Origin of the sequence: Mesorhizobium sp. CC13, assembly GCF_039907765.1 — a bacterium.
Classification (GTDB): Bacteria; Pseudomonadota; Alphaproteobacteria; order Rhizobiales; family Rhizobiaceae; genus Aminobacter.
This window is the reverse complement of the sequence record NZ_JARDJI010000012.1, coordinates 80,532-98,069: the sequence shown is the minus strand read 5'-3', so window position 1 is coordinate 98,069 and position 17,538 is coordinate 80,532. Positions and strand designations below refer to the sequence as shown.

Sequence of the window (17,538 nt, the reverse complement as noted above, 5' to 3'; positions counted from 1 at the left end):
CCCCGAGAGTTCCATGGTTGCCGGCACGAGGCCTTGAGCTGGATCAAGGTCGGCGTGCTTTCGAATGGATCCACTGCAAATGCGGTGCAATCATCAAGAAATTTCAGATAAACTATTCCGAGACTGGAATGTCAAATCGAATTTTCCAGTGGAAATGATTTCGACGCCTTGCGGTACATTTTGCATCGTGGAAGCTTTTGCCTTGATTTCACGCAATGACATATTTCTTTTGTTTTCAATTCGCGGCGCCGATAGGGCGCATTCCGGAGCATTGGCTTGGCTGACCTGCTGCGAGTCCTGATCGAACGTTGGCGCCAGGATCCCGGATCGACGTACCGGACCTGGTTCCTGTGGGAGGAACGGCTCAAGAACTTCCGTTCGATCCGGCGCGGCATCGACCAGGTGGTCCAGGAGATCGACGCCGGGACGTTCGGCAACGTCTACAAGGGCTCGTCGCTCGAGACGATCGTCGGCTCGATCGCCGAGCAGCGGCAGATCTTCAAGGGCGCCGACCACGCCTTCCTGTGGAAGCCCAAGCTGCGCATTCCCGACATCTACGAGGATCCGGGCAACCAGCGGGCCTTCGGCCGGCTGCTGCACCATTGCGCCTGCTGCAGCACCGAGCGCGAGATCATCGCCGGCATCGAAGCGATCGACCGGCTCAAGATCAAGGGCCTGGGCCCGGCGGTCGCCAACCTGCTCTATTTCCTGCATCCGACGCTGATGCCGGCCTTCAACACGGCCATCGTCAACGGCTTCAACGCGGTGACGGGATCGAAGGTGAAGCTCGGGCGCTGGGGAGAGTACCTGGCGATGCGCGCCGGCATCCTGTCGCTCAACCGAACCTATCGCGACCTCCTGTCCAACGATCTCGGGGCGGTGGTCGGCTTCCTGTTCGACGTCGGCACGGGCCGCTTCGCGGCCCCGCCTGTCACCGCCGAGGCAAATGCCCGCGAGGCGTGGCTCACCGAGCTGTCGAAGACGCGCGAGACGGCCAAGCGGCTCGAGGGAGCGATGGCTGCCGACCGGGAGGGCGACCGCACCCACACCGAGGTGCAGGCATGGCTGAGGGATCTCGGCCTGGCGCTGGGATACCAGGTCTGGGTCGCCGCAAACGACCGCGGCCGGCTGCACGGCGGCGCAGCACTCGGCACAGGCTGCCTGGAACGGCTGCCGGCATCGCTCGAAAGCGTGGCGGGCGCCGAATCGATCCGCCTCATCGACATCCTCTGGCTCGACGGCGCCCGCGTCATCGCCGCCTTCGAGGTGGAACACACGACGTCGATCTATTCGGGCATCGTGCGCATGCTCGACCTGGCGCTGGGCAGCGACCTGCATGCGGCGGGCGGCCTCTATCTGGTCGCCCCGGACGCGCGGGAGGGCGAAGTGCGCACGCAGCTCAGGCGACCGGCCTTCAGCCGCGTCGCCGACCTGCAGGTACGCTTCCTGTCCTATGGCGAGCTGGAGCGGAACCGGGATCCGATCGCGCGTTTCGGCACCGGCATGAAGGGCGTGCAGGCCATTTCGCGGGTATTGTGAGGTTCCAATTTCAGTCGTGGCTCAGGATGCGCCCGAGTTGGCGCGGCGTGACACCGGCGAGACGGCGGCTTTCGCGGACCAGGTGCGCCTGGTCGGCATATCCGGCCTCCAGCGCAAGCCGGGCCGTCGGTTGCGCCGACCGGCGCGAAAGGCCGAGGAAACGCTGGTAGCGCATTATCCTGTCAAGCGTCTTCGGGCCATAGCCGAAGCTTTCGTCGAAGCGCCGGCGCAAGGTGCGCTCGCTCAACGCCAAAGCGCGCCCGAGCCAGGGCACCAGCGGCGCGCCGGGCGGCGGTCCGGCCCGGACCAGTTCGAAGGCGGCGCGCATGACCGGATCCGGCGCCCCGCGCGCGGGTTGGCAGGCAGCGACGGCACCCTCCAGTTCTCCGATCAATTCCGCAGTGTCCCGGTCGGGGCGGATGCCGGCCGCCAGCCGCCGCGCCTTCGGTCCCCACAACTCGTCCAGCGCCAGCCGCTGCCCGACGATCTCGGCGGCGGGCATCCCCAGCCATGTCGCGGCGGCCCCGGGATGGAAGCGAAAACCGATGACCGTGGCGCCGGCCGGAAGCAGTTCGAGCTTTGGGTCCCTGTCGGGGCCGGCGACGCGGAAAGCGCCATCGATCCATTGTAGGTCGATGGTGCCGTCGGGGGTGACGACGATCGGCGCCGCTGCCTCGGGCAACCGATGCACCCAGACCGACGCAAAGCTGCGGCTGAGGGCAACCGCGGCCGGGCGCTCCCGAAAGTCACCGATCGCCAAGGCAGGCAGAGCCTTCATCTTCCTTACCCGTTGCGGCCGTCACCGCCGGACGCCGGCCTTGCAGCTAGGCCTGGGACGGTCCTTGTTCAAGCGGAGCGACGGACAAACGTGACATTTGGCCGAAAAGTTCAATCAATCCGGCTACGGAAGCGCCAGATTGGCGGCAACGACCACATGGCGCGCAGCGCCGCAAGCCACTACGAAGGAGACCACCATGAAACCGAGGATAAGCGTCATCACGATCGGCGTCGACGACCTGGAAGCTTCGCTCCGCTTCTATCGCGACGGCCTTGGCATGCCGACCGAGGGCATCATCGGCACCGAGTTCGAGCACGGCGCCGTGGCATTCTTCGACCTCGAGCACGGCATCAAGCTCGCGCTGTTCCCGCGCGGCGACATCGCCCGTGACGCGGGCATCGCCCCGACCGGCCGCAGCCCCACGGAATTCACGCTCGGCCACAATGTCGCAAGCGAGCGCGAGGTCGACGCGGCGATGCGCCGGGCGATCGATGCCGGCGCGCGGCTGGTCAAGCCGGCGCAGAAGACCTTCTGGGGCGGCTATGCCGGCTATTTCCAGGATCCCGACGACCATCTCTGGGAAGTCGTCTACAACCCGGCATTCCTGCCCGAAGACTGACCGGCTGCGAAGGGAATTTTGCTGCAGCGACGGCAGCTGGCACCGCTCAGGAGGACTGGAGCCAGTTGCGCCGCAAGGGCACCTTCATCGACCCATCCTGGTGGAGTTCTGTCACCAGAAGTCCTTGTGATCGTTTACGATCTCTTCTTCGAGATCGGGGAATGGGCCACGGATCGCCACATGGCGGCGTCCGGCGGCGAACACCTGGTGACAGCTCAGATCGAGGGTCAGATTCTCCGGGTTGTCTCCGGTCAACTCGGCCAGCCGCCTTTCGCTCAATCCGTAGACCACCGTGCCGATGCCAGCCCAATAGCAGGCGCCGGCGCACATGCAGCACGGCTCGACCGAGGTCACCAGCGTGCATTTCTCGAGAAAGGTCGGATCGTATTGCCGTGCTGCCGCGCGGGCCACGTTTGCCTCGGCATGGCCAACGCCGCGATCGCGCGCATAGGTGTTGCCCGACGAAAGCAGCACGTCGCCCTCCGGTCCGACCAGCAGCGCCCCGAAGGGATGATTGCCACCGGCCCGGCTCTCGGCGGCGATCTCCACGGCGAGACGCAGATATTCGCTATCGCTCCTCACGACCACCTCCCTGGAACGCTCATTCTCAACTGCCGCTCAAGGGCGCTTCGCCCGGAGAGGCAGTCAACGAGAGCAAGCACGTATGACGCCGGAAGGCAACGGCTGCGGCCGCCTCCTCCAAGGTAGGCATCGTGGAGCGTACCGCTCGGCCCCATCGGCGGCCTCCGCCGGCGCCGTGACCCCTTGCCACCCAATCGCCGCCTGCCTTGGGTCTCGATGCCACCGGCCATGCGTCGCCGCAGACATCAGGCCGTGACGAGAAGGAACCGCCGCGCCTCTGAACGATTTGGTCCTCAGTACGTAGAGAAGGTCAAATGAAAGAACATCAGCGCCCAGCGCCGGCGGAAAGACGGCTGCCTTCGATGCCACCTGGCATGCCAGTCAATGGCCGTGGGCCGCTGGCTGGAAACAAGGCGGCGCGCCCATGCCGCCACAGATCTCCCGCGCCGGGACCTGCATCGCGGCGGCGAAGCTGCCGGCGACGAACGAAGGAGGAAGCGATGAAACAATTCAAAATTGTACCGTTCGATGGATCGGTCACGGTGTTCTTCTCGGATTCGGTGATTGCCTCGACAACCAACGCCAAGGCGCTCTGCGTGGATGGCGAACCCGATGCGTTCTACATTCCGTTCGAGGACATCTATTTCGAGTTCCTGACGGCCACGGAAAACACTGCCTATCGCCCCGGGTGGGGCACAGCCCATTTCTGGCGGGTGTCGGCCGTTGGCCAGGCCGCCGAAGACATCATGTGGGCCTACGTTGAGCCGGAGGTGACCAGCCTTGCGAACCATGGAGCGTTCAATCCCGAATTGGCCCGCATCGAAGCGACACCTGCCGAGCGGGGCGCGGGCTCAACCAGGCTTGCCGGGGCTGAATTCGCCGCGGAGGCCCAGCCGGCGGGAACCCAAGGCCCGAGCCTGCCGACAGACGACGATCTGGTGAGGCATCTGGTTGAAACATCCGATCTGTCCCCGCTGCAAGCCCAAGACCTCGTCCGTCGCCACGGTCGGGACAAGGCCAGGCTGGACATTCTGGCCAAGTCGATAAAGGCCGAAAGCTGAGCCGCGGGCGGCGAGCAGGAACCTGCGGAGGTCCGACGGAAGCTATCGCCGCGCCGACCGCCGAGCTATGGCGCATCGGGTGGAAGTCGACAGCAAGACCGACATCGCACGCTCTGCAACAGAACCGAACTTGTCAGGATTTTTGCCGCCGCATGCGGCGCGAAATCGACTGGAATGGAGGTTCACGGTCTTGAACCGGAATGGCGCGCCCGAAGAGATTCGAACTCCTGACCCCCAGATTCGTAGTCTGGTGCTCTATCCAGCTGAGCTACGGGCGCGCATCGGGCCGTCACAGGCGGCCGCCACGCTTCGACGGATCGAAGCGACCGGCGCTACCTAGCGGCTGGCTCGGCGAAATGCAAGCGGCTGCCGGCAAAACTTTTCGGCGGCAGGGAAGGACGCTCGCGTTCGCCTCGGTCAGGCGGGCCGGCGCAGGCTGCTGCGCGCCTCGTCCAGGCGCAGCGGCTGGTCGGGGATGGTGAAGGCAAAGGTGGTGCGGCCGCCGACGCTCTCGACCAGCTCGAGCGAGCCGCCATGGGCGCGCACCAGCTCGTGCGCGATCGCCAGCCCGAGCCCGGTGCCGCCGCTGCGGGCCGAGCCGCGGAAGGCGGCGAACAGGTTCTCGCGCGCCTTCTGCGGCAGGCCGCAGCCGGTGTCGTTGACGAGGATCCGGCTGACGCTGCCCTGCCGCTCGGCCGAAATCGTCAGGCGCTTGACGACCGCCTCGTCGGCCATGCCGGCCATCGCCTGGACGCTGTTGCGGCTGAGATTGGTGAGCACCCGGAAAAGCTGGTCGGCGTCGGCGTCGACCTCGAAGGCCACGTCGACGGCATTGACGAATTCGATGCCGCCTTCCGGCTCGAGGCCGAGCAGGCCGTGCATGTCCTCGATGAGCTGGCGCAGCCGCAGGCGCCGCCGCGCCGGCGGCGGTTCCTGGGCACGACCATAGGCGAGCACGTTCTCGGAATAGGAAACGGCCCGGTCGAGCGTGCGCACCAGCTTGGGCGCGAAGGCCTGCACCGAGGGGTCCTTGACCACGCGGAGGCGGTCGGACATCAGCTGGGCGGAGGCCAGGATGTTGCGCATGTCGTGATTGATCTTGGAAACGGCCAGGCCGAGGTCTGCGAGATGCTTCTGCTCGGCGAGCATCTTCTGCAGATGCGTCTGCATCGCCGACAGCTCGCGCTCGGCGACGCCGATCTCGTCGGCCCGGCGTTCCGGGACGATGACGCCCGAGGGGTCGTCGGGAGCCCGCGAGAAGCTCAGCATGGATTGCGTCATGGCCCGGATCGGCCCGATCATGATGCGGTCGATGGTGCCGTAGACCAGGGCCGCGGTGAACAGCGAGATCAGCAGCGAGACGAAGACGATGTAGCGCGCATTGGCGCGCATGGCGCGGAACAGCCGGTTGTCGGAGATGACGAGCTCGAATTCCTTGTTGCTGTCGCCGACCTTGCCGTAGACGCGCAGGACGCGGTCGCCGCCGAACAGAAGCGTGTCCATGGCCGCGGGCATGGAGCGCAGCACGCCGGCAGCGGCAATGTCGATATGCTCGTCGACAGTGGGCGGCATCTCGGAGACGACGAGCAGGCGCGACACGCCGCCGTCGCGGACCGCGATGGCCTTGGCGCCGATGGCCATGAGCACGTCGTTCTGCGCCGCGCGCGACAGCGACGCCGGATCGCCCTGCACCAGGATCGTCGCCACGGCGGCGGCCGTCGCCAGCCTCTCCTCCAGCCAGCGCAGCCGGTAGGACGCGATCGAGGGCAGGAAGAACAGCACCTCGGCGAACAGCACGAAGACGATGGTCAGCAGCAGCAGCTTGGTCGAGAGGCCGCGCGAAAGCGGGACCGAATGGTCCGACTGCTTTCCGGCGTCCTGGCCGATGTCGGCTGCACTTGTCATATCAAGCTTCGCTGCATGTCCCCGCCGGGGGACCCGGCCGTCTCAGCGACGCAGGCGCCGCCCGAACAGAATCGGCCCGGCCTTGCCGTCGCCATTCGCCAATAGATAGGCCATCGCAGCGTTCTTGCAAATTCCGCCAAAGGAAGGAAACACAGAAGCGTGGGCGGCGATCTGCTGCAGGCCGAGGCCTGCGGACAGGGCCAGCGCCCATGTGTCCATGAGTTCGGCCGCCCCCGCTCCGGCCAGACCGGCGCCCAAAAGGCGGTGGCTGTCGTCGAGCAACAGCTTCAGGTGCCCCTCGCCGCAGCGCTCTGCCAGGGCGCGCTCGCCTTCGGCGAAAGGCGCGCGCAGGATGCGGAAGGCGACGCCGCGGCGGCGGGCCTCGGCCTCCGTCAGGCCGACCTCGGCGACCCCGGGGTCGGTGCCGAGCGAGCGCGGCACCTTCCAGCCCTCCTCGCTCGCACGCTTGCGCTCGACCAGCTGGCTCACCGCGACCTCGGCATGATGGCGCGCCAGAGCGACGCTGCCACATTCGCCGATGCAATCGCCGATGGCGAAGACGCGCGGATTGGCCGTCACCAGGCGGTCGTCGACGCTGATGCCGTTGTCGTCCTCGACGATCCCCGCCTCGGCGAGCCCGAGACCGGCAAGGTTCGGCCGGCGCCCGGCGGCGAGCAGGACATGGGAGGCATCGTAGGTCTCGACGCCCGCCGGCCATTTGATCTGGACGCGCACCCGTCCCCTGCCGTTGCGGTCCATGCCCATCACCTTGGCATTGTCGCGGATGACGACGCCCTCGCGGCGCAGGCGGCGCAGCACCACGGCGGCGAGTTCGGGGTCCCATCGCGACAAAGGGGTGCCGAACTCGACCACGGTGACGTTCGACCCGAGCCGGCGGAAAGCCTGCGCGGTCTCGATGCCGCTGTCGCCACCGCCGAGGATCACGAGGTGGCGCGGCCGGCGCTCGAGCCCGAAGACGGTCTCCGGCGTCAGATAGTCGACGCCGTCGAGCCCGGGCGCGGCGGGCACGACCGGCCGCGAGCCGGCGGCTATGATGAAGCCGCGGGCGGCGATCTCGCTGTCGCCGGCGATCACCGTGCCGGCATTGGAAAAGCGCGCCTCGGCCGCCAGGACCTGGATGCCCAGCGCCTGCAGCCGTCCGGGCGAGCAACTCGTCGACGCCGCCGCCACGGCGCCCGCGACATGACGCCGGACGGCGGCGAAGTCGATTTCGGGCTCGTGCGCCCCGACGCCGAGGGGAGCCCCGTCGCGCATGGCCTGGGCCCTCGCCGCGGCCGCCGCCAGGGCGCGCATGGAAACCGAACCGCCGTGGAGCGAGAGGCCGCCGGTGCGGCCCCGCTCGACCAGCACGACGCGCGCGCCGAGCGCCGCTGCGGTGGTGGCCGCATGAATGCCTGCCGGCCCACCGCCGATCACGCACAAATCGGGCACAAGCCTGCCCATTCGCTTCCACTGCCCCGCCAAATGCCCCACGCGATGCTACGACGGAGCGGGGGCAGGTGACAACCACCGGTGGAGCGCCATATGGGCGGATTGACTTCGTGGCACCTAATCCATATAAGCCCGCACACGCTCGGGACCCGCTTCCGTCGCGGTTTTTGATCGCGTCGAAGCAAGCCGAGCCAAGCTCCTGTTACAAAGTGACAGACACAAGAAGGGCCGCACCCCGCGGTATTAAAACAAATGAAGCGTACCTATCAGCCGTCCAAACTCGTCCGCAAGCGCCGTCACGGTTTCCGTGCGCGCATGGCCACCAAGGGTGGTCGCGGCGTCGTCGCTGCTCGCCGCAACCGCGGCCGCAAGCGGCTCTCCGCCTAAGCCATAGGCGGGAACCTTGCCCGCTGACGGCAAGCCAGAGGGGTCCGCTCCGCACGGTCGCGGCCCCAAACGGCTTCTTAAAAGAAAAGAATTCCTGGCCGTCCGCCGCGGTGAAAAGCGGCGCGGGCGGTTTTTTCTCGTCGAGATGATGGATCGAGGCGACCAGGCGGAGCCGCGCGTCGGCTTCACCGTCACCAAGAAGGTCGGCAACGCCGTGGTGCGAAACCGGGTCCGCCGGCGGCTGCGCGAGGCCGTCCGCACTCATGCCGCAGGTGACATGGCCGCCGGCAAAGATTATGTGATCGTCGGGCGCGAAGACGTGCTCACCGCCCCTTTCGGCCAGCTCACGGCCGAACTCTCTCGGCGCATTCGCGGAACGCGATAAGGGCTTTCGATGGAAAACAACCGTAACTTCTTCATCACCATCGCCTTGTCGGTGCTGATCCTGACGCTGTGGCAGGTGTTCTACATGAACCCGCGCATCGAAACGCAGCGCGAGGCCGCGCGCATCGAGGCCGAACGGGTCGCGCAGGAGCAGAAGGCCGCGCAGCCGGCAAGCCCGGGCGCGCAGACGCCGCAGGCAGGCGTTCCGGGCGCCCCGGCCGCGACGGGTACCGCACCTGTCGACCGCGCCCAGGCCGTGGCGGCCTCGAGCCGTATCGCCATCGACACGCCGAGCCTCAAGGGCTCGATCAACCTGACCGGCGGGCGCCTCGACGACCTCAGCCTCAAGGACTACACGGTCACCGTCGAGCCGAACTCGCCGATCATCGAACTGCTCAACCCGCAGGCCCAGCCGAACGGCTTCTACAGCGAGATCGGCTTCGTCGGCAGCGACGCGACCGGAACCGTGCCCGGCCCCGACACGGTCTGGACGGCGGAAGCCAACCAGACGCTGACGCCCGCGACGCCGGTGACGCTGACCTACGTCAACGACAAGGGCCTCACCTTCAAGCGCACCATCTCGGTCGACCAGGACTACATGTTCACCGTCTCCGACACGGTGACGAACGCCGGCGGCGCCCCGGTGTCGCTGTCCAACTACGGCCGCGTGACGCGCTTCGACAAGCCGACGCACCCCAGCATCTACGTCCTCCACGAGGGCCTGATCGGCGTGACCGGCGAGGAAGGCCTGCAGGAGTTCAAGTACACCGCGATCGAGGAGGACAAGCAGTCGCTGCCCGGCAAGTCGACCGACGGCTGGCTCGGCATCACCGACAAGTACTGGGCGGTGGCGCTGGTGCCCTCGGGCAAGCAGCCGTTCCAGCCGCGCTTCTCCTATTTCGACGACGGCCGTCCGCGCTACCAGTCGGACTACCTGACCGACCCGGTCACCGTGGCCCCCGGCCAGTCGGCGACGGTCGAGACGCTGGTCTTCGCCGGCGCCAAGGAAGTGGCCAAGCTCAACACCTATGAAGACGGCCGCCAGATCAGGCAGTTCAACCTGCTGATCGACTGGGGCTGGTTCTACTTCATCACCAAGCCGATGTTCTGGCTGATCGACACGCTGTACAAGTTCCTCGGCAACTTCGGCCTGGCCATCCTCGCCACCACCGTCATCGTCAAGGGCATCTTCTTCCCGCTCGCCAACAAGTCGTACAAGTCGATGGCGAACATGAAGATGGTGCAGCCCAAGATGCTTGAAATCCGCGAGAAATACGCGGACGACAAGATGAAGCAGCAGCAGGCGATGATGGAGCTGTACAAGACCGAGAAGATCAACCCGCTGGCGGGCTGCTGGCCGGTGCTGATCCAGATCCCGGTATTCTTCGCGCTCTACAAGGTGCTGTACGTCACCATCGAAATGCGGCACGCGCCGTTCTTCGGCTGGATCCACGACCTCGCGGCCCCGGATCCGACGTCGCTGTTCAACCTGTTCGGGCTGCTGCCCTGGGGCGTTCCGGCATTCCTGATGATCGGCGTGTGGCCGATCGTGATGGGCATCACGATGTTCCTGCAGATGCGCATGAACCCGACGCCGCCGGATCCGACGCAGGCGATGATCTTCACCTGGATGCCGATCATCTTCACCTTCATGCTGGCATCGTTCCCGGCCGGCCTGGTCATCTACTGGGCCTGGAACAACTTCCTGTCGATCGTCCAGCAGGGCGTGATCATGAAGCGCCAGGGTGCCAAGATCGAGCTCTGGGACAACCTGATCGCCTTGTTCAAGAAGAAGCCGACACCGGCCGAATAGGCCGGCGCCGTCCGGCAGATCAAAGGGCTCCGGTTCGCCGGAGCCCTTTTTTCATGGGCAGCCTCGCCCGCCGAAACTCTCTCGGCAGGCACGCCGTAACTTCGGGATGCCCCGTGCATGCCGGCTTATGCGGGGTGGCGGAGCTGGTCGCCCCCCGACCAGCAAGGAACCGTCTCGGCGAGGCCGGGGTTCCGCATGTCCCTTGCGGGACCCCGGTTTTCCGCACGGAGACGAGCAAGTGAAATCCAACGCGCCGGCGGGAGCGTTTCCAAGACGATCGGGCAAGCACGGAAGTTCCGTACAGGCGATGTCGGCATCGCAGCGGATCGCGCTATATTGCTATCCGCAGTCACGTGGACACATCGCCATGCAAGGCCCCAATCCTTCGATCAAGCATCCCATGCCGATGCACAAGCGCGTCGGTTTCCTCAAGCCCCTGGTCGACGCCGAGAACATCGAGATCGGCGACTTCACCTACTACGACGACCCGGAGGGGCCGGATCTGTTCCAGCACAAATGCGTGCTGCACCACTACCCCTTCATCGGCGACAAGCTGATCATCGGCAAGTTCTGCGCCATCGCCGAGGGCGCGCGTTTCATCATGAACGGCGCCAACCACGCGATGTCAGGCTTCTCGACCTACCCGTTCAACATCTTCGGCCATGGCTGGGAGGAAGGCTTCGACGTCGCCACCTGGCAGCGCGAGGTGCGCGGCGACACGGTCATCGGCAACGACGTGTGGATCGGCATGGAAGCGGTGATCCTGCCGGGCGTCCATATCGGCGACGGCGCCATCATCGCTGCGAAATCGGTTGTCAGCCGCCACGTGCCGCCCTATGCGATCGTTGCCGGCAATCCCTCGACCGTGGTCAAGAAGCGCTTCGACGACAGGACCATCGAGAAGCTGCTGGCAATCGCCTGGTGGAACTGGCCGGTGGACAAGATCGGCCGCAACCTCGACGCCATTCGCGGCTCGGACATCTCATTGCTGGAGGCAGCGGCTTGAACGAACAGACCTTGACGAGGCCCCCGGTGGATACCGAGACCTTCACCCGGCCGTGGATCTTCATCCGCGGCGTGCCGGCCATGAAATTCCTGCCGCCGGAGGGGCCGCCCGAGATCGCCTTCGCCGGACGCTCCAACGTCGGCAAGTCGTCGCTGATCAACGCGCTGGTGCGCCAGGGCGGACTGGCGCGCACCTCGAACACGCCGGGACGCACCCAGGAGCTCAACTACTTCGTGCCGGACGGCTATTCCGGCGCGGCCGGCGACCTGCCGCCCATGGCGCTGGTCGACATGCCCGGCTACGGCTATGCCAAGGCGCCGAAGGAGCAGGTCGACGCCTGGACCAAGCTGGTGTTCGACTACCTGCGCGGCCGCGTGACGCTCAAGCGCGTCTATGTGCTGATCGATTCCCGCCACGGCATCAAGAAGAACGACGAGGAGGTGCTGACCCTGCTCGACAAGGCCGCCATCTCCTACCAGATCGTCCTGACCAAGACCGACAAGATCAAGGCGGCCGGCGTACCCCGGCTGATCGAGGAGACGCTGCAGAAGATCAAGAAGCGGGCGGCGGCCTTCCCCGTCGTGCTCTCCACTTCGTCGGAAAAGGACGAGGGCATGGACGAACTGCGCGCGGCGATCGCGCTGGTGGTCAACGGCGGCTGAGCGGCCTCACTCGGCCGGCACCATCCATCCCATGGCTGCGCCGCCGTCGTCGGCGACGATGGCGATGCGGCCGACGCCCGGCACCTCGAACGGCTCGCGCATGACCCTGCCGCCGTTCTTGACCAGCAGCGCGAGCCGCGCGTCGAGGTCGTCGACGGAGATGTAGGCGAACCAGCTCTCCGGCACGCCGTCCATGCCCTTGCCCTTCGGCATCTGGAAGATGCCGGCCACCGGCTTTCCGCCGGACATGCAGACGTGATAGCTCTGGCCGTCCATCGGCATGTCCTCGTAGGTCCAGCCGAGGGTGGCCGTGTAGAAGCGCTTGGCTCTCGGCGCATCCCAGGTCAAAAGCTCGTTCCAGTGAAATTCGCCGTGCGGGGTCATCGCTCGATCCTCCCTGTCGTTGCTCGCCAAGCATAATCCCGGCGGCCGGGCAGCGTCATCAAAATCGTCGTCCACGGTCGAACGCCCCGCGCGGCCAAAGCCGTGCGGGGCGCTGATCGACTGCGCCGACCAGGGAGCGGTGGCCGCGCCGTCCGGGGGCCGGACCTACATCTTCGGCAGCAGCACCTTGTCGATGACGTGGATGACGCCGTTCGACTGCTCGACGTCGGCGATGGTGACGTTGGCGACGTTGCCGTTCTCGTCGGTCACGGTGACCTTGCCGCCGTCGGACTTCAGCGTCAGCCCGCAGCCGCCGGCGGTCTTGACCATGTGGGCGCCGCCGTCATCCATGGCCATCTTGGCGACGTCCGCCGCCATGGCCTTGGCGCCGATGACGTGGCAGGTCAGCACCTTGGCCAGCTGATCCTTGTTCTCGGGCTTGAGCAGGGTCTCGACCGTGCCCTTGGGCAGCGCGGCGAAGGCTTCGTTGGTGGGCGCGAACACGGTGAAGGGGCCCTTGCCCTGCAGGGTCTCGACCAGGCCCGCGGCCTTGACGGCGGCGACGAGCGTGGTGTGGTCCTTCGAGTTGACGGCGTTCTCGACGATGTTCTTGTCGGCGAACATGGCGGCCCCGCCAACCATCGGATTCGCGGCATAGGCGATCGTGGCGAGGGCGGTGAAGGCACCGGCGAGCACGACGAGAGTGGTCTTGCGCATAGCGTAACTCCTTGGGTTGTTTCCGTGTCGGAAAGACAAGAGAAGCTACGCGCCCCAAAGCGGCCGAGTTTCACCAAAAAGTGAATTTTCTATAATAAAATCAATAATTTGCATCCGGCAAACAGGAAGTAACGAGCGCCGCCCGGAGATAGTTTCAGCCAGGAGGGGGCAAGTCGGCGGGAAGGGTTCAGATCTCGCGGAGATCGCCGGCGGCGACGACGGGGCCGGTCGGCTGGCCGGTCGGCGAGCCGCCCGCGGGCTCGAGGCTGACGGCGAGCACGGCACCCGCTGCGAGCTTGTCGCGCATGTTTTCCTTGACCGGCATCTTCATGGTGGCGCCGACCGGAATGACACCCATCGAGACCGGCGGCGCGTTACCCTCGATCATCCACAGCTCGAAATCCTTGCCGGCATCGCGGTTCCCGGCGACGTGCGAGAGGCCGATCTCGCCGGCCGCCGCATCGTACATGATCATGTACTTGACCTCGCTGCCCTCGGCGGCGAGCGAGGCCACCATCATCTCGTGCGGCGCCGGCGGATTGACCAGCGGCACCGCGACATAGATCGCCAGCGCGGCCACTGCGGCGGCGGCGAGGCCGCGCCACGCGGCGAGGCTGGACCACAGGCCCGACGGCGGTTCGGCCGGTGCCCGGGCGGCGGACGAGAACAGGCGACGGTCGATGCCGGCCTTGACCGAAATGGGCGCCTCGATCTCGGCATAGCCGGCCGCCAGCGGCGCCAGCCTCACCTCCCACTGGTCGACGAGCCGCGCGAAGGCGGCCTCGCCCTCGATGCGCCGGCCCGCCTGCCGCCTGTCTTCGGCGGCAAGCACGCCGAGAACGTATTCGGCGGCGAGGATGTCGTCGCCCCCTTCCCGTTCCGGTCCGTTGTCTTCCGCGAGTGTCATCTTTCGAGGCATTCCCTGAGTTTCATCAGGCTGCGGCGCAGCCACGTACGCATGGTGTTGAGCGGCACGCCGTGGCGTTCCGCGAGTTCGGCATAGCTCTCACCCTTGAGATAGGCGCCCCGAACGGCGGCCGCCCGGTCCTTCTCCAGTTCCTCGAGGCAGCCATGGATGCGCTCGGCCTCACCGCCGGCCACCGCCGCCGCCTCGGGCCCGGGAGCGGGATCGGCGACCTCGAACGCCTCGTCGATGGCAACCGTCGCCTGGCGCCTTGCCCGAATGCGGTCGATCGCATGGTTGCGGGCGATCGCAACGAGCCACGATATGGGACTGAGGTCGGAGACCGCGAACCTGTCGGCCTTCGTCCAGATCTTGACGAAGACCTCCTGCAGCGCTTCCTCGGCTTCTGCCCTGTCGTTCAAAACACGCAGGCACACGCCGAAAAGTTTCGCGTTCGTCTGCCGGTAGAGCAGGTCGAAGGCGTTGCGGTCCTTCATCGAGGTCCGCACGATCAGCTTGGTGATGTCCTGCGGCGTCATTGTTGCAAGGTTACGTTGCGGCACATGAATTGCAACCGCTGTTTCGGCGCGGCGCAGTCTGCAACCGGCGGGCCGTCGTGCAGTGCGATCGCCCGACCCGTCCCTTGAGTACCCCCACCCCTGGCCCCTCCCCACAAGGGGGAGGGGGATTCTGTCGCACAGCCGTCATGCGCTAACCATCAATGACCTTGGCCGCAAGGGCGGCAAGCAAGTCCCCTCCCCCTGTGGGAAGCGGTCAGGGGTGTGGGCGATTTCATTCGTCCTGTCCCCCTCCAGCGCTCGCGAACCATTTGCCCCCTGCCCGGTTTCCGGCTAAGACCGCGCGAAATCTCTCCACTATCCGGGACCATGCCGATGACGACCAACGTCGCCGCCAACGCCGAAATGCAGGCAGCCCTGCTTTCAGCCGCCCTGCCCTACATGCAGCGCTACGAGAACAAGACGGTGGTCGTGAAGTATGGCGGCCATGCCATGGGCGACGTGGCGCTCGGACGCGCCTTCGCCCGCGACATCGCCTTGCTCAAGCAGTCGGGCGTCAACCCCATCGTCGTGCATGGCGGCGGCCCGCAGATCGGCGCGATGCTCAACAAGATGGGCATCGAATCGAAGTTCGAGGGCGGCCTGCGCGTCACCGACCAGAAGACGGTCGAGATCGTCGAGATGGTGCTTGCCGGCTCGATCAACAAGGAGATCGTCGCGCTCATCAATGCCGAGGGCGAATGGGCGATCGGCCTGTGCGGCAAGGACGGCAACATGGTGTTCGCCGAGAAGGCCAAGAAGACCATGATCGACCCCGATTCGAACATCGAGAGGGTGCTCGACCTCGGCTTCGTCGGCGAGCCGGTCGAGGTCGACCGCACGCTGCTCGACCTCCTGGCGCGCTCCGAGATGATCCCGGTGCTGGCGCCGGTGGCGCCCGGCCGCGACGGCCACACCTACAACATCAACGCCGACACCTTCGCCGGCGCCATCGCCGGCGCCGTCCGGGCCTCGCGGCTTCTGTTCCTCACCGACGTGCCCGGCGTGCTCGACAAGGACAAGAAGCTGATCGACGAACTGACGGTCGCCGACGCGAAGGCGCTGATCAAGGACGGCACGATCTCGGGCGGCATGATCCCCAAGGTCGAGACCTGCATCGAGGCGATCGAGCGCGGCGTCGAAGGCGTGGTCATCCTCAACGGCAAGACCCCGCATTCGGTGCTGCTCGAACTGTTCACCGAGCACGGCGCGGGCACGCTGATCGTTCCGTGAGGCGGAGAGGAAGCGGATGCCCGTCGTCTTTCGTCACAAGGGCTTTCGCTTCTACTTCTTCTCGAACGAAGGCGATCCGCGCGAGCCGATGCACGTTCATGTCGGCAAGGACGGCGTCGACGCCAAGTTTTGGCAATAGAGCGCCGTGCGTCCGAATGGACGCATTAGGACGCTCTAGGTCTTGAAGCGGCGCATCGTGCTTTCCGAAAATCGAAATCGATTTTCGGGCCGATGCGCCGGCCGGATGTCGTGGTAGCGTACAATGACGGCTTCAGCGCGCGCACCTTGCGCGAACTGGCCGAAATGGTCACCCATCGGCGGCGTGAGATCGCGAATGCCTGGAACGAGTTCTTTGGTGAAGGCAACTAAGGTCTGGTTCGACGAAGACAGCATGTGGCTCGACCTGTCGGATGGACGGACATTGAGCGTTCCGCTGGCCTGGTTTCCCCGACTGCTTCAGGCGACGCCCGCGCAACGGCAGGCAGTGAGCATCAGCACGCGCGGACTGCATTGGGACGACCTCGATGAGGACATTTCCGTCGAGGGCCTATTGGCCGGCCGCGGCGACCAGTCCCGGCCGCCGTCCAAGACCCAGGCGGCCTGATCCCGCCCTATCCTCCCAGATGGCCGAGCCGTACATGGCGCGGTTCCGCGTCCCGCCGGTCCGAGTAGCCGCTCACGAAGCAGTGAACCGCTTGCGCTTTCATTTTCCGGCCGTTGCACCAAACTGGTTGCCGCTTACGCTCGGAGGGCGATCCGTCTGGACGAACGATGCTGGCTGCGCTGGCGTTGGTGCTGTGCACGAGTTGTGAAATTCCGGCCACGCCGAGCGTCGGCACCGACGCAGGACTGGTGGACGTCGAGCTGGTGCTGGCCGTGGACGTGTCGAGTTCGATGGACGAGGGCGAATTTGCCCTCCAGCGCTCGGGCTATGTCCAGGCGTTGCGCCACCCCGACTTCATCAAGGCCGTCGCATCGGGCGCGCGTGGGCGCATCGCGCTGACCTACTTCGAGTGGGCCGGCTCTGTCCGGCAGGAGTCGATCATTCCCTGGCAGATCATCGACGGCCGCGAAAGCGCCGACGCCTTCGCCGCCAGGCTGGCGCTCCAGCCGATCGACAGATCGGGCGGCACCTCGATCTCGAACGCGCTGGCCTTCGGCGCACGCCTCCTGGAACGCAACGGCTTCGAGGCGGACAAGAAGGTCATCGACATCTCCGGCGACGGACCCAACAATGCCGGCGCGCCGGTGGAGGTCGCCCGCAACAACGCGGTCGCGAGCGGCATCGTCATCAACGGCCTGCCGATCCTCATCCACCCCACCGAGACGCTCGAGGGCATCGACCGCTATTATGCCGGCTGCGTGACCGGCGGCCCCGGTTCCTTCGTCCTGCCCATCCGCGTCGCCGCCGAATTCACGACGGCGATCCGTCGCAAGCTGATCCTCGAGGTCAGCGGCGCCCAACCCGTGGCGGAGCCCGCCAGCGCGAAGCCGGCGGTGCCGGTCAACTGCCTGTTCGGCGAGCACTACATGCCGGTCGATCCCGAGCGCTGAC

21 protein-coding genes and 1 tRNA gene are annotated in these 17,538 nt (G+C 66.2%); 12 read left to right on the top strand and 10 right to left on the bottom strand.

Annotated elements, in window-relative coordinates; genetic code table 11:
• Positions 1-276: 276 nt before the first annotated feature.
• A complete protein-coding gene (locus PV773_RS16780) occupies positions 277-1,539 on the top strand; it encodes a type II restriction endonuclease (protein ID WP_347967444.1) in 1,263 nt (420 codons plus the stop codon).
• 10 nt (positions 1,540-1,549) lie between these two features.
• Here the strand turns inward: PV773_RS16780 and PV773_RS16775 are convergent, their stop codons facing one another.
• Positions 1,550-2,299, bottom strand: a complete 750-nt coding sequence (locus PV773_RS16775; RefSeq protein ID WP_347967443.1) for an AraC family transcriptional regulator — start codon at positions 2,297-2,299, stop codon at positions 1,550-1,552.
• Positions 2,300-2,513: 214 nt separating this feature from the next.
• Between PV773_RS16775 and PV773_RS16770 the strand changes: the two genes are divergently transcribed.
• Complete coding sequence (locus PV773_RS16770; protein WP_347967442.1) at positions 2,514-2,936, top strand: VOC family protein; 423 nt, start codon at positions 2,514-2,516, stop codon at positions 2,934-2,936.
• 111 nt (positions 2,937-3,047) lie between these two features.
• Here the strand turns inward: PV773_RS16770 and PV773_RS16765 are convergent, their stop codons facing one another.
• On the bottom strand, positions 3,048-3,518 hold the full coding sequence (locus PV773_RS16765; protein WP_347967441.1) for a nucleoside deaminase: 471 nt from the start codon (positions 3,516-3,518) through the stop codon (positions 3,048-3,050).
• Positions 3,519-4,018: 500 nt separating this feature from the next.
• Between PV773_RS16765 and PV773_RS16760 the strand changes: the two genes are divergently transcribed.
• Positions 4,019-4,579: a DUF427 domain-containing protein gene (locus tag PV773_RS16760; protein ID WP_347967440.1), complete on the top strand. Its 561-nt coding sequence runs from the start codon at positions 4,019-4,021 to the stop codon at positions 4,577-4,579.
• Between the two features lie 201 nt (positions 4,580-4,780).
• Here PV773_RS16760 and PV773_RS16755 read toward each other — a convergent pair.
• The 3 genes from PV773_RS16755 to PV773_RS16745 form a co-directional block, all read right to left on the bottom strand.
• Positions 4,781-4,857, bottom strand: a tRNA-Arg gene (locus tag PV773_RS16755).
• A 139-nt stretch (positions 4,858-4,996) separates the two neighbouring features.
• Positions 4,997-6,484, bottom strand: coding sequence for a HAMP domain-containing sensor histidine kinase (locus tag PV773_RS16750; RefSeq protein ID WP_347967439.1), 1,488 nt, complete (start codon positions 6,482-6,484; stop codon positions 4,997-4,999).
• A 42-nt stretch (positions 6,485-6,526) separates the two neighbouring features.
• Positions 6,527-7,948: an FAD-dependent oxidoreductase gene (locus PV773_RS16745; RefSeq protein ID WP_347967438.1), complete on the bottom strand. Its 1,422-nt coding sequence runs from the start codon at positions 7,946-7,948 to the stop codon at positions 6,527-6,529.
• A gap of 240 nt (positions 7,949-8,188) precedes the next feature.
• Here PV773_RS16745 and rpmH point away from each other — a divergent pair, with 240 nt between their 5' ends.
• From rpmH to yihA, 5 genes are all read left to right on the top strand, one after another.
• The gene (rpmH, locus tag PV773_RS16740; protein ID WP_008833937.1) at positions 8,189-8,323 is read left to right on the top strand and encodes a 50S ribosomal protein L34; all 135 of its coding nucleotides are present in this window, start codon (positions 8,189-8,191) and stop codon (positions 8,321-8,323) included.
• A 16-nt stretch (positions 8,324-8,339) separates the two neighbouring features.
• On the top strand, positions 8,340-8,708 hold the full coding sequence (gene rnpA, locus PV773_RS16735) for a ribonuclease P protein component (protein WP_347967437.1): 369 nt from the start codon (positions 8,340-8,342) through the stop codon (positions 8,706-8,708).
• 9 nt (positions 8,709-8,717) lie between these two features.
• Positions 8,718-10,520 (top strand): membrane protein insertase YidC, encoded by a 1,803-nt coding sequence (yidC, locus tag PV773_RS16730; protein WP_347967436.1) that lies wholly within the window; start codon positions 8,718-8,720, stop codon positions 10,518-10,520.
• A 367-nt stretch (positions 10,521-10,887) separates the two neighbouring features.
• Positions 10,888-11,526 (top strand): CatB-related O-acetyltransferase, encoded by a 639-nt coding sequence (locus PV773_RS16725; RefSeq protein WP_347967435.1) that lies wholly within the window; start codon positions 10,888-10,890, stop codon positions 11,524-11,526.
• Positions 11,523-12,188, top strand: a complete 666-nt coding sequence (yihA, locus tag PV773_RS16720; RefSeq protein ID WP_347967434.1) for a ribosome biogenesis GTP-binding protein YihA/YsxC — start codon at positions 11,523-11,525, stop codon at positions 12,186-12,188. Before PV773_RS16725 ends, yihA begins: the two co-directional genes overlap by 4 nt.
• A 6-nt stretch (positions 12,189-12,194) precedes the next feature.
• On the opposite strand, the gene PV773_RS16715 is transcribed toward yihA, so the two are convergent.
• From PV773_RS16715 to PV773_RS16700, 4 genes are all read right to left on the bottom strand, one after another.
• A complete protein-coding gene (locus PV773_RS16715) occupies positions 12,195-12,572 on the bottom strand; it encodes a VOC family protein (protein ID WP_347967433.1) in 378 nt (125 codons plus the stop codon).
• A gap of 165 nt (positions 12,573-12,737) precedes the next feature.
• Positions 12,738-13,289, bottom strand: coding sequence for a fasciclin domain-containing protein (locus tag PV773_RS16710; RefSeq protein ID WP_347967432.1), 552 nt, complete (start codon positions 13,287-13,289; stop codon positions 12,738-12,740).
• A gap of 187 nt (positions 13,290-13,476) precedes the next feature.
• Positions 13,477-14,196, bottom strand: coding sequence for an anti-sigma factor (locus tag PV773_RS16705; protein WP_347967431.1), 720 nt, complete (start codon positions 14,194-14,196; stop codon positions 13,477-13,479).
• Positions 14,193-14,732, bottom strand: coding sequence for a sigma-70 family RNA polymerase sigma factor (locus PV773_RS16700; RefSeq protein ID WP_340036165.1), 540 nt, complete (start codon positions 14,730-14,732; stop codon positions 14,193-14,195). The genes PV773_RS16705 and PV773_RS16700 overlap by 4 nt, the downstream gene beginning before the upstream one ends.
• Positions 14,733-15,080: 348 nt before the next feature.
• Between PV773_RS16700 and argB the strand changes: the two genes are divergently transcribed.
• Together argB and PV773_RS16690 are read left to right on the top strand one after the other, a co-directional pair.
• Positions 15,081-15,983 carry an acetylglutamate kinase gene (gene argB, locus PV773_RS16695; RefSeq protein ID WP_347967430.1) on the top strand — a complete coding sequence of 301 codons (903 nt, stop codon included), beginning with the start codon at positions 15,081-15,083 and terminating at the stop codon, positions 15,981-15,983.
• Positions 15,984-15,999: 16 nt separating this feature from the next.
• Positions 16,000-16,122 (top strand): DUF4160 domain-containing protein, encoded by a 123-nt coding sequence (locus PV773_RS16690; protein WP_347967429.1) that lies wholly within the window; start codon positions 16,000-16,002, stop codon positions 16,120-16,122.
• Between the two features lie 35 nt (positions 16,123-16,157).
• On the opposite strand, the gene PV773_RS16685 is transcribed toward PV773_RS16690, so the two are convergent.
• On the bottom strand, positions 16,158-16,376 hold the full coding sequence (locus PV773_RS16685) for a hypothetical protein (protein ID WP_347967428.1): 219 nt from the start codon (positions 16,374-16,376) through the stop codon (positions 16,158-16,160).
• Here PV773_RS16685 and PV773_RS16680 point away from each other — a divergent pair.
• Together PV773_RS16680 and PV773_RS16675 are read left to right on the top strand one after the other, a co-directional pair.
• The gene (locus PV773_RS16680) at positions 16,375-16,587 is read left to right on the top strand and encodes a DUF2442 domain-containing protein (RefSeq protein ID WP_340036162.1); all 213 of its coding nucleotides are present in this window, start codon (positions 16,375-16,377) and stop codon (positions 16,585-16,587) included. The two genes, PV773_RS16685 and PV773_RS16680, sit on opposite strands and share 2 nt — an antisense overlap.
• A gap of 167 nt (positions 16,588-16,754) precedes the next feature.
• Entirely contained in the window at positions 16,755-17,537 is a 783-nt protein-coding gene (locus PV773_RS16675; RefSeq protein WP_347967427.1) for a DUF1194 domain-containing protein, read from the top strand.
• Position 17,538 lies beyond the last annotated feature (1 nt).